We start from the raw sequence: 14,610 nt of genomic DNA, 5'->3' as shown, positions 1-14,610 counted from the left end.
TAGCACGCCGGGCTACTCATGAAAATTAACCTCACTACCAAGCTCTTTGCTGGTTTCTTACTGCTGCTGGGCTTATTTGCAACCGTGGTGGCCATCAATTACCGCCTGGCGGGCCAGGTGCTGCGCAACTCGCAGCGCGTGGAGGCCTCGCAGCGCACCTCGGCCGATGGCACCACGCTGCTGCGCAGTATCATCGACATGGAAACCGGCTTCCGGGGCTACCTGCTGCTAGGCAACGAGCAGATGCTGGAGCCCTACTACGCCGGCGAGCGCGACCTGCTGCACCGCTTCGACACTCTGCGCGAAGAGCTGGCCGATGAGCCCACTCAGCGCCAGCGCCTCGACACCACCCAGCATATTTATACGCAGTGGGCCGCCTATACGCACCTGATGGTGAGTGAGAAGCGCGCCGCCCGCACCAGTAACCCCAGCCTGGAAGGCCTCAACGGCATGCCCCACGGCCGGCTGGCCGAGGGCATGTCGGGCAAGCAGCTCATGGATGCCATCCGGTTTCAGATGGCCAATTTCGACGCCACCGAGTTTGCCAACCGCCAGGCCCATCGCCAGCGCCTTACCGACAGCATTACGCGGGCCCAGCGGCTTTCAGGCCTGATAACCGGCCTGGCGCTGGTGTTTGGCCTGCTGTGGGCCGTGTACATTGTGCGGCTGCTGGCCCGCCGCCTGCGCAGCATGATATCAATGGCCCGCGAGCTGGCCGAGGGCAATTACAAAACTCAATTGGTTGATACCGAGCACGATGAGGTAACCGAACTCACCACGGCGCTCAACACCATGGCGCGCACTATCGACCAGAACATCAGCCAGCTTGAAGGCCGTAATCAGGAGCTCGACCAGTTTGCCTACGTGGTATCGCACGACCTGAAGGCTCCGCTGCGGGGTATCGAAAGCGCCTCGCGCTGGATTGAGGAGGACATGGGCAAGGACACGCTGCCGCCCCACATCCGCGAGTTTCTGGCCCTGATGCGACAGCGCGTGCACCGCATGGAAAACCTCATTACCGGCATTCTGGCCCTGGCGCGGGTGGGCAAGGTAGCCGAGGCCAACGAGGCCGTATTTGTGCGCCAACTGCTGCGCGAAATCACCGATACCGTGGGCCTGCCCGACGGCATGAGCCTAGAGTTGCCATTCTTCTTGCCCACACTGCCCACCAACCGCACCCAGCTGCACCAGGTATTCAGTAACCTGATTTCCAACGCGGTAAAGTACCACGACCACCCCGAAACCGGCACTATTCGCATTGGCTGCGAAGACCTGAACGACAACTTTTACCGCTTTTCGGTGCAGGACGATGGCCCCGGCATTGCACCCGAGTACCACGAGCGCATCTTCATCATTTTTCAAACCTTAGTGGAGCGCGACGCCCTCGAAAGCACTGGTGTGGGCCTGGCCATCGTCAAGAAAATAGTGGAGCGGCAGGGCGGTCGCATCTGGGTCGAGTCGGCCGAGGGCGAGGGCGCCACGTTCTTCTTCACCTGGCCCAAAAAGCCGGCCGCCACGCAAAATTCGACCACTGCGCAGGCCGTGCCGGCCGCGCAGCTGGCGGCCCTGGCCAGGTAGCGGGGCGCGCATCCTTTCCAGCTTACTTTTCGTTAGAGAAAGCCTGCCTATACTGGCCAAAGTTGCTTTTCCGTTTACCCATGTCCCCGCTTTCTTCCTCCGATTCAACCAGCATTCTTCTCGTCGAAGACGACCAAATGGACGTCATGAATGTGCAGCGGGAGCTTCGTAAGCAAAACATCAACGTGCCCATGCTGCACGCCCGTAATGGGAGCGAAGCCCTCAATATGCTGCGTGGCGAAAATGGCGAACCCAAAATCAGCCGCCCCAACCTGGTGATGCTCGACCTGAACATGCCCCGCCTCAACGGCCTGGAGCTGCTCAAAATCCTGCGCGCCGACCCCGAGTTCCGTGACCTCAACGTGTTCATTATGACCACCTCCGACCTCGACGTGGACCGCTCGGGGGCCGCCGAGCTGGGTATCAGCGGCTACATCATCAAGCCCCTCACCTTCGACTCGTTTGGCGGCGAAGGCGGCGGCACTGTGGATGGCTTCAGCCTGTTTTTGGATTTGCTGAAGCTAAAGAACAGCTAGTCAATAAGCTGCTTTACTTTGTGGATTAGCCCCAGAGGGGCGATATGTCAATACCTCTACGCTAACCACCACATAACCAGCCCCGTAGGGGCGATACTAATCGCAAGCAGGCGGTTGGTATCGCCCCTACGGGGCTGGGGTGTTTTTGGGCTTTTGGTTGCTATTGACATGTTGCCCCTCTGGGGCTAGCGTAACAGTAGACTATATACAATAATTTGTTTATCAACTAATTACAATAATTTAAAACCCATGCGGTGGTGCGGCGTGGGGCCGTGCTCGCGGATGGCGGCGCGGTGCGCGGCGGTGGGGTAGCCGGCATTTTGCGCCCAGCCGTAGGCCGGGTACTCCAAGGCCAGCGCCTGCATATGCTCGTCGCGGAAGGTCTTGGCCAGGATGGAGGCCGCCGCGATGTGGCGGAAACGGCCGTCGCCGCCCACGGCGCAGGTGTGCGCCACGCCCGGGTAGGGCCGGAAGCGGTTGCCATCGACCAGCAGGTGGGCGGCGGGCACGGCCAGCGCGGCCACAGCCCGGTGCATGGCCAAGTAGCTGGCCTGCGCAATATTGATAGCCGTTATTTCGGCCGTGGAGGCCTCGCCCACGGCCCAAGCCACGGCCTCGGCGCAGATGAGCGTGCGCAGGGCATCGCGCCGCCGGGCGGTGAGCTGCTTGGAATCGTTGAGAAACGGCGGGTTGAAATCGGGCGGCAAAATGACGGCGGCCGCGAACACGGGGCCGGCCAGGCAGCCGCGCCCGGCCTCGTCGAGGCCCGCTTCGTGGGGGTGGCCGGTGTGGGTGGCCAGCAGGCCCGCCGCAGGCGGCCCGGCCGGAAAAAGTGACGGCATAGGTACTTGGCCGCGCCCATAAACAAGGGGCGAGCGGGCCTGCAAAGGTCGGCCCACCCCGCCCTTTGCGGCGCGGCTAGAAGTGCAGCACCTGCAAAAAGAACACCTGGCGCTCCAGGCCGTGCTCGACCTTAATCTTCTGGAAGCCGCTGGCAATGTACTTGTTATCGCCCCAAGGAAAAAGGTCAGGCTGGCGCACGTCGAGCACCTTTTCGGTGGGGCCGGTGAGCAGCTCTACCTTGGTGTCATTGGGGCCCGCCTCACCCTGGCTGATGCGCTTGTAGTGCACCTCATTATCCAACATGTAGGCCAGTACCAGGCGGCCATCGGCCAGGGGCAGGGGCTGCACGGCGGCCTCCAGCTCGGAGCGCACCAGGCCGGGCTGGGTTACGAAGGCATTGTCCCACAGCAGGTTGCCTTTGGCATCAAAGCCGCACACCAGCACGTGCGTGGTCCGAAAGCCGATAAACGTGCGGCTGGAGCCGTAGTTGGTATACGGGTTGAAGTTATTGAAGGCCCCCAGGGAGTTGTGGCCCGTAACGGAATACGGGCTCAGCATGCCACCGCCGTACGACGAGTAGTTGTACTGGGGCGTGTAGACCTCGGCCACCAGAGTATAGCCGCCGTCGGGCTGCCGCAGCAGCTCGTGCAGCAGCAGGTGGTAGTGCCAGTGCAGGGGGCTGGCCTCGCGGGTTTCGCGGCGGGCGGCGCGGCCGCGCAGGCGGGCCTCGTGGGGCGGGTTGAGGTAGTCGAAAAAGTGCCGGAAGCGCTTGAAATCGTAGAAGCGCAGCGCGGGCCGGCTGTCGGGCGTGGCGGCCGAGCGCGTGGTGAGGTCGGTGGCAAACAGGCCCTGGGCGTATTGCAGGCCGCGCAGGCCGTAGGTGCCGGCCAGCAGCCGCGCGGTCGTGTCCTCGGGCGAGCTGAGCTGGGCGGTGAGCAGGCTGCGCTCGCTCTCGGTTTGCACCAGCTCCGAGTTCAGCAGCTGGCCATGCTCGGCCGAGAGGCGCTTGAGCAGCAGGCGCTGCTTGCGGCCGTTGCTTTGGCTGAGCACGAATTCGGCGCGGCCGGCGGGGCGGTCGGCCACGCTGGTAAGCTCGGTGTTAAGCGGCTCATACAGAGATGATAGGAATTGAAACTGCCCATCGGCCACGTTGAGCAGCAGCACGGTTTGGTGCAGCTGGTCGCTGAGGGTAACGTTGACGAGCAGCCGCCCGCCCATGGCCTTGAGGCTCACCACGTCGCGGCTCAGCTTGGTATCGAAGGTTTGGGCGCGCACCTGGCCGCCGCGCGCGTCGTAGGCCACGGCCAGCAGCCGGCCCGGCGTGGCGGGCGTCCGAAACAGGGCATACACCACCCCCGGCTCGGCGCAGAGGCGCTGCACCTCGTACTCGGGCGGTATGTCTACGGCCACCTCGCGGCGCAGGCGCAGGTCGGCCCCGTACTGCTGAAAAACATACTGGGGCTTGCGGGCCATACCGGGGCCTTCGTGCCGAATGAGCAGCACCACGGCCGTGTCGGCGGGCAGGGCTTGCACCTGCACCTCGTCGGTATTGGGGTCGAGCAGCAGCTCGGTGCGGGCCAGCTGCTTGGGGGCATCGAGCGGGGGGGGCGGCAGGGGTCGCTGCGCCCACAGCCCTAGCGGCAGTAAACAAAGGCAGCACCCAAAAGCGAAGAAGTGTTTCATAGCTGGCTTCGCAACGCAGCCCAGGCGCGAATAGTTAAACGGGCTGTTACGAAGATAAGCAGTGAGCCACAGGTAATTGGCAAGGCTTACGCAAAAGCCATTTGTCATTGCGTTGCGCTCGCAATGACAAACGGCTGTCCTACCAACTACCCCCTCCATCCCCTACCGCTCACTGAGCTCCAGCACCAAGTCGAAGTCCTCGGGGCGCACGGGCGTGACCGAGAGGCGCGACTGGCGCAGCAGGCCCAGCTGGGCCAGCCGGGGCTCGGCCTTGAGGGCGGCTAGTGGCACGGGGCGGGTGAGCGGCGCGTGGGGCCGCAGGTGCACGGCTACCCAGGGGCTGCCGGCCTCGGCGGTGGCGTCGGGGGCGTGGGCGGCGTGTACAAGGGCCACGCCCACCACCGCTTTTTCGCTCACGCTGTGGTAGAACAAGGCGAGGTCGCCGGGCTGCATGGCCTGCAAGTTATTGCGGGCCTGGTAGTTGCGCACGCCCGTCCAGTCGGTGCCGCCGTCGCGCACAAAGTCGGCCCAGGAGTAAGCTTCGGGTTCAGATTTAACGAGCCAATAATTCATGGCCGCAAAGTTCAGGCTAATTGGTGGCTCCCTGGTTGCGGATAATTTCGACGGCGGGCCGCTTGGTAAGGCGGCGCAGCTGGAGCACCTGCTTATCGTAGGTCAGCAGTTCCAGCTCGTAGTCGGGGGCAGTGGGCTCCAGCTCGGGCAAGTGGATGAGCAAGCGGCCGGTGCTGGTTTCGACCCAGGTGCCTTCCTGAGCTACCAGGCCGCCGCCGGCCACCGTGTCGTAGCGCGTAAAGCGCCCGGCTAGCCCCAGCTGGAAGCCCGGCCGCCCGGCCGGCCGGTAGCGAAAGCGGTAGGTATTGGGCCGGTAGGTGAGCGTGTCGGCGTGGCTGGCTTCGGGCACGAGTAGCCAGGTGCCGCGCAGGGCGGCCAGGGTGCCGAGGGGCAGCTGGGCCGGGTGGTCGGGGCTAGGGGTGCTACAGCCAGCCAGCCCCAGCAGGCCGGCCAGCCACCCGCGCCAGGGCAAGATGGAACGCATGAGAAGCGCAAGTACGCGAATTTTGGGCGGCCCGCCCCTGTCCTGCGCCGTACTTTTGACGTACCAGTTAGCCAGTGCGCCGTGGGCCAGCAAGTTTTGCACACGATGCCCCAGGTATATTTTGAGAACCAGGCATTTTCTAACTAATATGCTTGATAATCATCAATTTACCCGCATTGCTAATTGGTCCCTGTTACTAGATAATTGAAAAAGTGGATAACCGCGCCCTCATCAAAGCCTTCAAGCTCACGGCTCAGCTGCTGGAGCTGCACGACGAAAATCCCTTCAAAATCAGGGCCTACGAAGGCACCGTCACGGCCCTGGAGCAGCTGGAGTTTCCGGTGGCCGAAGTGGAGCGCCCCGGCCTGCCCGACCGCACTGGCCTGAGCAAAACCCAGGCCGCCAAAGTAGCCGAGCTGCTCGATACCGGCACCTTCAAAGAGCTGCAAGAGCTGCTCGACACCACGCCCACCGGCGTCGTAGAGCTACTGAATATCAAGGGCATCGGCCCCAAGAAGGTGCGCGCCCTGTGGCGCGATGCCGGCATTGAAAGCCCCGACCAGCTGCGCGAAGCCGCCGAGGCGGGCCTCGTGGCCAAGCTCAAGGGTTTCGGGGCCAAAACCCAGGAAAGCATCTTGGCCGCGCTGGCTTTCACGGACCAGAGCGCCGGCAAGCTGCTGTTTTCGCAGGCCGAGCAGCTGGCCAACGACCTGGTTGAGCGCCTGCGCCAGGTGCCCGGCGTGACCCAGGCCGCCGCCGCCGGCGAGGTGCGCCGCGCCCTCGAAATAGTGGAAACCGTGGAAATACTAGTGGCCACGCCCGACCCTGCCCCTGTTCACGCGCTGCTCAACGCCGCCCCCGGCCTGCGCGCCGACGCGCGCCGCTCGGGCCCCTGGGCCTGGCGCGGCACCGCCGCCGACTCGGGCGTGGGCGTAACCGTGCGCGCCGTGGCCATCGAAGACTTTGTGAATCAGCTGTTTGCAGCCACCGGCAACGAGGCGCACCTCGGCGCGTCGCTGCCCTCGGCCGGCCCCGGCCAACCCACCACACTGCGCCAATGGGCTAAGCGCGAGGCCTTTGCCAGCGAGGAGGCCCTGTACGAGCAAGCCGGCCTGCAATACGTGGTGCCCGAACTGCGCGAGGGCCTAGGCGAAATCGAGCTGGCCGCCGAGCGTAAAATACCCACTCTGTTGCAAGACAGCGACTTGCGCGGCTCGCTGCACAACCACAGCACCTACTCCGACGGCAACCACTCGCTGCGCCAGATGGCCACCTTCCTGCGCGATGCGGGCTACGAGTACCTCGGCATCTGCGACCACTCGCAGGCCGCGCACTACGCCAACGGCCTGGGGCCGGAGCGCGTGCGCCAGCAGCAGCGCGAAATCGACGAGCTGAACGCCGAGCTAGCCCCGTTCCGCATTTTTAAGGGCATTGAGGCCGATATTCTGGGCGATGGCAGCCTCGATTATGACGCCGAGCTACGCAACTCGTTCGACTTCATTGTGGCCAGCATCCACTCCAATTTGAAGATGGATGAGCAGCGCGCCACCGAGCGCCTGCTGGCCGCTATTGCCAACCCACACTGCACCATGCTGGGCCACCCCACCGGCCGGCTGCTACTGCGCCGCGCCGGTTATCCCATTGATTTTAAAGCCGTTATTGACGCCTGCGCTGAGCACCAGGTCATTATCGAAATCAACGCCAACCCCTGGCGGCTCGACCTCGACTGGCGCTGGGTGCGCTACGCCATCGGCCAGGGCGTGCAGCTCAGCATCAACCCCGACGCCCACCACACCAACGGCTACGCCGACATGCGCTACGGCGTGCTGGCCGGCCGCAAAGGCATGCTAACCAAGGAGATGACCTTTAACACGAAGTCGGTGGATGAGGCCGCGGCGTACTTCGCGGCGCGCAAAGCCAAGCGGTAGCGCGGACTCTGCAAGTCCGCGCGTGGGTACGTAAGGCAGAGTCCGTTCAACGCGCGGACTCACAGAGTCCACGCTACATTTCCCATGAAAATCCTCGTTCTCCGCTTCTCCTCCATCGGCGACATCGTACTCACTACGCCAGTAGTGCGGCAGCTGAAAACCCAGCTGCCGGGCGCGCAGGTGCATTTTGCCACCAAGCCTGTCTACCGCAGCCTGTTCGAGGCCAGCCCCTACGTGGATAAGCTGCACTTGCTCGGCGGCAGCCTGGGCGAGCTGGTGCGTGAGCTGCGCGCCGAGCGGTTCGACTTCATCGTTGATTTACATAACAACCTGCGTACCAGACTTATCCGCTGGCAATTGCCGGGCGTGCCGGGCCGGGCCTTCGACAAGCTCAACTGGCAGAAATACCTGCTGGTGCGCTTCAAAATCAACCAGCTGCCGCCCGTGCACATCGTGGACCGCTACCGGGCGGCGGCCGCGCCGCTGGGCATCCGCGACGATGGCGCGGGGCTCGACTACTTCATTCCGGCCAGCCAGGAAGTCGATTTGGCGGCCGACTTACCGGCCGGCTTCCGGCCCCAGCGGTACGTGGCGGTGGCCATCGGGGCGCAGCACGCCACCAAGCGCCTACCCGTCGAAAAGCTCATCGAGTTGGTGCAAAACCTGGCCCCGCGCCCCGTGGTACTCCTCGGCGGACCCGAGGATGAGAGCACCGGCCACGTTATTGTGCTGGCGGCCAAGTCGCTCATTTTCAACGGGTGCGGGCGGTTTTCATTGCACCAATCGGCCTCGCTGCTGCGGCAGGCGCAGTTTGTAATAAGCCACGACACGGGGCTCATGCACATCGCCTCGGCGTTCAAAAAGGAAATTTACAGCGTGTGGGGTAATACGGTGCCGCAGTTCGGCATGTACCCGTATCGCACTCGTTTTGAAGCGCTGGAAGTGCTGGGGCTGAGTTGCCGGCCGTGCTCCAAAATCGGCTTCGCCCAGTGCCCACAGGGACATTTCAAGTGCATGCGCGAGCAGGCTTTGGGCAGGGATTGGCCGGCCCTGGGCTAGTTCTCGTCGTTGATGAGGTTCACGACCAACGTGGCCATTACGTCTTTGTCCTCGGGGCGGCTCTCGGCAATGAGCAAGGTCAGGGCCACCAGGGCATTGTCGGCCAGGCGCCGGGTGCCGTCGGCGCGGTACAGGCAGTGGTTACGGTCGAGAAAGTAGACGAACAGGAAGGCCGCAATACGCTTGTTACCATCCGAAAACGAATGGTTTTTTACCACGAAATACAACAGGTTGGCGGCCTTTTCCTCCACGCTCGGGTACAAGGTGTGCCCATCGAAGCTCTGGTAAATGGTACGCACCGAGCTTTCGAATGATTGGTCTTTTTCGCGGCCAAACAGCTCAGAACCACCAAATTGCGCCCGCAACGCGTCGATGGCCTGCCGGGCCTCCGCCACGGTCAGCTCAAACCCCTCGGTAGAAGCCACGGTCTCGGGGGCCACGCGCAGGCGCTGGTGGTCATATTGGTCGAGCACGTCGAGGGCGCGGGCGTAGTCGCCGAGCACCCGCAGCAGCGCCTGCGACTGGTCGGTGGTCAGCTCTTGGCTGGCAGCGACTTCAGCCTGTAACTGCACCAGGCGCTTGAGGTCGGCCAACTGGCGCTGGCTTTGACGCAGGCGCTGCTCATTGAGGGCGTAGCCCTGCACCAGGTACTGCCGCAGCACCTGCGTAGCCCACTGCCGGAAGCTGGTGCCCCGCGCCGATTTTACCCGGTAGCCTACCGAGATAATCACGTCGAGGTTGTAGTATTTGGTACGGTAGTTTTTGCCGTCGGCGGCAGTTGTCAAGGATTCCTTGACAACTGCTTTTTCTTGCAACTCACTTTCTTTGAATACGTTGCGCGTGTGCAGGCTCACGTTCTGCTTGGTTGTGCCAAATAGCTCCGCCATTTGCACTTGGCTGAGCCACACGGTATCGTGGTCGAGCTGCACATCAAGGCGAACCTGGCCGTCGGGCGACTGGTAGAAGAGGATTTCGGAGGTGGTGGGCGTCATGAGGGGGGCAGCCGGAAATAATCCGGTAAACATAGCTATGCGCTATATTTCACGCAAGCTGTTTCCCGTTTTATACCCACTACACTACCATTTCTCACCCGCGCCCTTCTCCTCGTCCGGCTTCACGAGCCGAAATTCCACCCGCCGGTTAATGCGCGCGTCGGCCTCGGTTAGCTCGTCTTTGAGGGGCTTGCTGGAGCCGTAGCCGAAGCTCTCGATGCGGTTGGGGCTGAGCTTGCCTTTGCGCTCCACGTAGCGCCGAATTTCCTCGGCGCGGTCCTGCGAGAGCTTTTCGTTTACCTCGGGGTCGCCGCGGCCGTCGGTGTGGCCCGCAATGTTGAGCCGGTACGTGGGGTGGTCGACTAAAAACAGGGTAATGCGGTCGAGCGTGGGCAGCATGGCCGGCCGAATACCTGACTTATTAGCCTCAAACTCAATGTTTTTGAAGATGAGCGGTAGCTTGTAGTCGATGCTGTTGGTGAGCATCGTCATCACGGTATCGCCCTTTAGCTCGAACTTCTTCTCGACCGAAAACGCGTCGGGGCTCTGAATGAGCATGGCGTAGTGCGAGCCCTCCATCAGCTCGAAATCGAAGGAGCCATCGGGCCGCAAGTACTTGCTGGCCACTTCGATACCATTATCCAAGTCGATAATGCTGACCATGCCTTTGAGGGGCCGGTTGCTCACCGAGTCGAGCAGCGTGCCGGCTACCTGGGTGGTGGCCAGCGGCTGGGCCTCCATGGGCAGCGGGAAGGAAAACAGGTCGAGGTTTTCCAGGTCCTGGGCTTCCGAGCGGGCGTAGTAAAGGTTGGTGCTCTGGCTGTCGATGGTAAAGTAATACTCTGACCCTTTGCCGTTTACGAGCGGACCGATATTGCGCGGCTCCTGCCAGCGGCCGCCCACGCGGTAGGTTTTGTAGATGTCGAAATCGCCAAAATTGAGCAGCTGCCCCCGCGAGCTGAAGTACAGCACCTGGTAGAGCGGGTGAAAAAACGGGCTTACCTCACTCTCGCGGGTATTCACCACGGGGCCCATGTTCAGGGCCTTGCCCCACTGGCCGTTTTTGCCCTTCACGGTGTAGTAAATGTCGCTGAGACCGAAGCCACCGAGCCGGTCGGAGGCAAAATAGAGCGTGTCTTCCTTGGGCGAGAGCGTGGGCTGCGAGTCCCAGGCCGGCGAATTCACGAGCGGGCCGAGGCTTTTTGGGTTGCTCCACTTGCCGTCTTTGCCCAGCGTGGCCGTGAACAGGTCGCAGTTGCCGTGGCACACCGGGCACTCGCAGCGGGCAAAGAAAATGGTGCGCCCATCGTGCGAGAAGCACGCTGAGCCTTCGTTGTACTGCGAATTGATGGGCTTGGGAAGCGGCTCAGCATCAGACCAATAGTTAGCACCCTGCTTGCGCGACACGTACAAATCCTCATTCGACTTGGTACGCACGCCCTTGCCCTGCTGGCGCTTCGAGCTGAAGAGCAGCACCGTATCGCCCGCGCCCAGGGCGGGGCCGTAGTCCGGAAATTTCGAGTTTATGGCGTCGCCCATGTTGGTGTACACGTTTTTGGGCGGGTGAAACGTGTTGACGCTCTTACGGTACTCCACCACATCGTAGTACACTTTGAGGGGCACGTAGAGGTCGGCGTTTTTCTCCTCCAGCGAGTCGTAGTAGAGCTGCACGCGCTTAATGTCGGTGCGGTGGTGCTTGAGGGCCAGCCGGAAATAGGCCTTGGCCAGCTCCGGCTGAGTGCTGTCGCGCTGCACCAGCTGCCCCAGGTGCCAGAGCAGGTCCGTATTGCGGTAGAAATTTTCAATACCGAAATTGCCCACGTACTGCGTGAGCAGGCGGCGCGCCTCCGGGTACTGGCGGCGGCGCTCGGCCTTTTGAATGGCTTTGAGCGCCTTCTTATTTTCGTAAAAGGCTAGCTTATTGACGTTTGTGAAATCCAGCGTGCCATCGGCGCGCACGCGCAGGCGGCGGCTCACGCGGCCCTTCAGCGCCCGCTGCTGGTAGGCGGGGCGCGCGGGCCGGGCGGCCGGGCGGGCGGCGGTATCGGGCGGGGCCGGGGCCGATTTTGCCTTTTTAGACGCCGGGCGCGCCGGGCGCTGGGCCTGCGCTGGCCGGGCAGCACCCGCCAAAACCAACCAGCAAAGCAGGCAAAAAAGTAGCGGGTGGCGCATAGGTGGGCGGTAGGGGCAGAATAGGCTCGCAAGTTCTCACATAATAGCCACTATTAGCAAATTGCTATGCCGCCTTCTGCCGGAATGCGCCGCTTTGGCGGCCCCGGCCGGGCTGGCACGGCCCTTGCCGCCGTGCCGGGGTAGCCCAGCCCTACCTTAGCTGAGTAACTGCTGGCTGCCACTCTGGCAGCCGGCTTCTGCGCTGGTTGGCCTCTTTTCTGCTTTGCCCATGTCGTTTGATTTGTCTCGCTCCGGCCACCTGGCCATGAGTGGCCCCGATTCCCCTTCCGAAGCCATTGCCATTATGGCCGCCGACCCCGACCACCTGCTCCCCGCCTCCGACGCGCCCGATGTGCTGGCCCTGCTGCCCGTGCGCAACACCGTGCTCTTCCCCGGCGTGGTGCTGCCCGTGACCGTGACGCGCAAAAAGAGCATCCGGCTGGTGCGCAAGCTGGCCGCCAAAAACGAAAAGCTGGTGGGCGTAGTAGCCCAGCGCCACCCCGACGCCGACGAGCCCACCACCGACGACCTGCACCCCGTGGGCACGCTGGCGCGCATCCTCAAGGTCATCGACCAGCCCGACGATACGGTCACTATCATCCTGCAAGGGCAGGTGCGCTTTCAGGTGGGCGAGCAGCTCACCTATGCCCCGCAGCTCACGGCCCGCGTCACGTATTTCGAAGAAAAAGCCCTTGATGCTGAGGTAGATGGCGAGCTGGTGCTGCTGCAAAGCCTGCGCGAAGCCGCTGCCAAAGTGCTGGAGCTGACGCCCGAAATCCCGATGGAGGCCCGCGCCATGCTCGACGGCATTCAGTCGCCGGCGTTCCTCATCCACTTCCTGTCGTCCAACGTGCAGCTGGAGCTGCCCGCCAAGCAGCAGCTCCTGGAGCTGGCCAGCCCCGAAGCCCAGGGCCGCCTGCTGCTCGAAGCCCTGCTGCGCCAGATTGAGCTGCTGGAAATTAAAAACGACATTCGCACCAAGGTGCACACCGGCATTGACGCCGAGCAGCGCGAGTACTTCCTGCGCAAGCAGCTCAAAACCTTACAGGATGAGCTGGGCCAGGGCGAGGGCAGCCCCGAGGGCGACCTGGCCGCGCTGCGCCTGCGCGCGCAGTCCAAGAAGTGGCCCGAGGCCACGGCCAAGCACTTCGACAAGGAGCTGAGCAAGCTGAGCCGCCTCAACCAGATGTCGCCCGACTACCCGGTGACGCTCAACTACGTTGAGTATCTGCTGGATTTGCCCTGGGGCGAAACCACCAAGGACAAGTTTAACCTCAAGACTACTAAGAAAATCCTTGATGCTGACCACTTTGGGTTAGAGAAGGTGAAGGAGCGCATTCTCGAATACCTGGCCGTGCTCAAGCTGAAGCAGGATTTGAAAGCGCCGATTTTGTGCCTCTACGGCCCGCCCGGCGTGGGCAAAACCAGCCTGGGCCGCAGCATTGCCACCGCGCTGGGCCGCAAGTACGTGCGCCTGAGCCTGGGCGGCGTGCGCGACGAGGCCGAGATTCGGGGGCACCGCAAAACCTACGTGGGTGCCATGCCCGGCCGCATCATCTCGCAGATAAAGAAGGCCGGCGTGAGCAACCCGGTCATCATCCTCGACGAGATTGATAAGGTGAGCAGCGACTTCCGGGGCGACCCCAGCTCGGCGCTGCTGGAGGTGCTCGACCCCGAGCAAAACGCCACGTTTACTGATAATTACCTGGAGGTGGAGTACGATTTGAGCCGGGTGCTGTTCATCGCCACCGCCAACTCGCTCGAAACCATTCAGCCCGCCCTGCGCGACCGCATGGAAATCATCGACCTCACGGGCTACACCCAGGAGGAAAAGGTGCAGATTGCCAAGAAACACCTCTGGCCCAAGCAGCTGCGCGAGCACGGCCTGGGCGAAACGGAGGTTAGAATCAGTGATGCTTCGCTGCACCGCGTGGCCGACGATTACACCCGCGAAAGCGGCGTACGCAGCCTGGAGCGCCAGCTCGCCGCGCTCACCCGCAACCTGGCCCGCCGCAAGGCCAGCAAGGAGGCGCTGCCCGCCCAAATTGAGCCCAGCGACGTGCAAAAAATCCTGGGCGCCCCCCGTTTCGAGCGCGACAAAGACCAGGACCACGACACGGCCGGCGTAGTGACCGGCCTGGCCTGGACCAGCGTGGGCGGCGATATCTTGTTCGTAGAGAGCCTCTTGAGCCGCGGCCGGGGCAAGCTTACGCTCAGTGGCCAGCTCGGCGACGTGATGAAGGAATCGGCCATTACGGCCCTCTCCTACCTGCGTTCGCGGGCCGAGGAGCTGGGCATCGACTACCGCTTGTTTGAGCAGTACGACCTGCACATTCACTTTCCCGAGGGCGGCATTCCGAAGGATGGGCCAAGCGCGGGCATCGCCATTTTCACGAGCATCGCCTCGGCCTACACCCAGCGCCAGGTGCGCCCGCGCATGGCCATGACCGGCGAAATCACGCTGCGCGGCCGGGTGCTGCCGGTGGGCGGCATCAAGGAAAAGCTGCTGGCGGCCCGCCGCGCGGGCATCAACCTGATTATCCTGTCGCCCAAAAACCGCAAGGACGTGGAGGAAATCCCGGCTGAGTACCTCAAGGGCGTGCAAATCAAGTACGCCGAGCGCGTCGATGACGTGCTGGCCGTGGCCCTGCTGCCCGAGTTGGTGGCCCGCCCCCAAAAGCTTCCCGTGCGCGACGAAGCCCCCGCGCCCGCTGGCCCCAGCGTGGAGGTGCAATAGGGTGTAGGGTAAGCTTTAGCTTGCC

11 protein-coding genes are annotated in these 14,610 nt (G+C 63.0%); 5 read left to right on the top strand and 6 right to left on the bottom strand.

The features are described 5' to 3' along the window. Positions 1-18: 18 nt before the first annotated feature. Positions 19-1,578 (top strand): sensor histidine kinase, encoded by a 1,560-nt coding sequence (locus QMK33_RS06490; RefSeq protein ID WP_283563753.1) that lies wholly within the window; start codon positions 19-21, stop codon positions 1,576-1,578. A gap of 80 nt (positions 1,579-1,658) precedes the next feature. After that, positions 1,659-2,114 carry a response regulator gene (locus QMK33_RS06485; RefSeq protein WP_283563752.1) on the top strand — a complete coding sequence of 152 codons (456 nt, stop codon included), beginning with the start codon at positions 1,659-1,661 and terminating at the stop codon, positions 2,112-2,114. 230 nt (positions 2,115-2,344) lie between these two features. Here the strand turns inward: QMK33_RS06485 and rnhB are convergent, their stop codons facing one another. The 4 genes from rnhB to QMK33_RS06465 form a co-directional block, all read right to left on the bottom strand. Then, positions 2,345-2,956 (bottom strand): ribonuclease HII, encoded by a 612-nt coding sequence (rnhB, locus tag QMK33_RS06480; protein ID WP_283563751.1) that lies wholly within the window; start codon positions 2,954-2,956, stop codon positions 2,345-2,347. Between the two features lie 76 nt (positions 2,957-3,032). Continuing rightward, positions 3,033-4,640, bottom strand: a complete 1,608-nt coding sequence (locus QMK33_RS06475; RefSeq protein ID WP_283563750.1) for a hypothetical protein — start codon at positions 4,638-4,640, stop codon at positions 3,033-3,035. Positions 4,641-4,802: 162 nt separating this feature from the next. Further along, positions 4,803-5,213, bottom strand: a complete 411-nt coding sequence (locus QMK33_RS06470) for an EVE domain-containing protein (protein WP_283563749.1) — start codon at positions 5,211-5,213, stop codon at positions 4,803-4,805. A 16-nt stretch (positions 5,214-5,229) separates the two neighbouring features. Further along, entirely contained in the window at positions 5,230-5,697 is a 468-nt protein-coding gene (locus tag QMK33_RS06465; RefSeq protein WP_283563748.1) for a hypothetical protein, read from the bottom strand. Positions 5,698-5,909: 212 nt separating this feature from the next. Between QMK33_RS06465 and QMK33_RS06460 the strand changes: the two genes are divergently transcribed. Together QMK33_RS06460 and QMK33_RS06455 are read left to right on the top strand one after the other, a co-directional pair. Further along, a complete protein-coding gene (locus QMK33_RS06460) occupies positions 5,910-7,625 on the top strand; it encodes a DNA polymerase/3'-5' exonuclease PolX (protein ID WP_283563747.1) in 1,716 nt (571 codons plus the stop codon). Positions 7,626-7,709: 84 nt separating this feature from the next. Next, on the top strand, positions 7,710-8,684 hold the full coding sequence (locus QMK33_RS06455) for a glycosyltransferase family 9 protein (protein ID WP_283563746.1): 975 nt from the start codon (positions 7,710-7,712) through the stop codon (positions 8,682-8,684). On the opposite strand, the gene QMK33_RS06450 is transcribed toward QMK33_RS06455, so the two are convergent. Together QMK33_RS06450 and QMK33_RS06445 are read right to left on the bottom strand one after the other, a co-directional pair. Continuing rightward, positions 8,681-9,709: a virulence RhuM family protein/type II toxin-antitoxin system death-on-curing family toxin gene (locus QMK33_RS06450; protein WP_283563745.1), complete on the bottom strand. Its 1,029-nt coding sequence runs from the start codon at positions 9,707-9,709 to the stop codon at positions 8,681-8,683. The two genes, QMK33_RS06455 and QMK33_RS06450, sit on opposite strands and share 4 nt — an antisense overlap. 51 nt (positions 9,710-9,760) lie before the next feature. Next, positions 9,761-11,806, bottom strand: coding sequence for an OmpA family protein (locus QMK33_RS06445; protein ID WP_283563744.1), 2,046 nt, complete (start codon positions 11,804-11,806; stop codon positions 9,761-9,763). A 271-nt stretch (positions 11,807-12,077) separates the two neighbouring features. Between QMK33_RS06445 and lon the strand changes: the two genes are divergently transcribed. After that, positions 12,078-14,585, top strand: coding sequence for an endopeptidase La (gene lon, locus QMK33_RS06440; RefSeq protein ID WP_502867051.1), 2,508 nt, complete (start codon positions 12,078-12,080; stop codon positions 14,583-14,585). Positions 14,586-14,610 lie beyond the last annotated feature (25 nt).

This window comes from Hymenobacter sp. H14-R3 (genome assembly GCF_030063445.1).
In the GTDB taxonomy this organism is placed as follows: domain Bacteria; phylum Bacteroidota; class Bacteroidia; order Cytophagales; family Hymenobacteraceae; genus Hymenobacter.
This window is presented reverse-complemented; position numbering and strand designations above follow the sequence as displayed.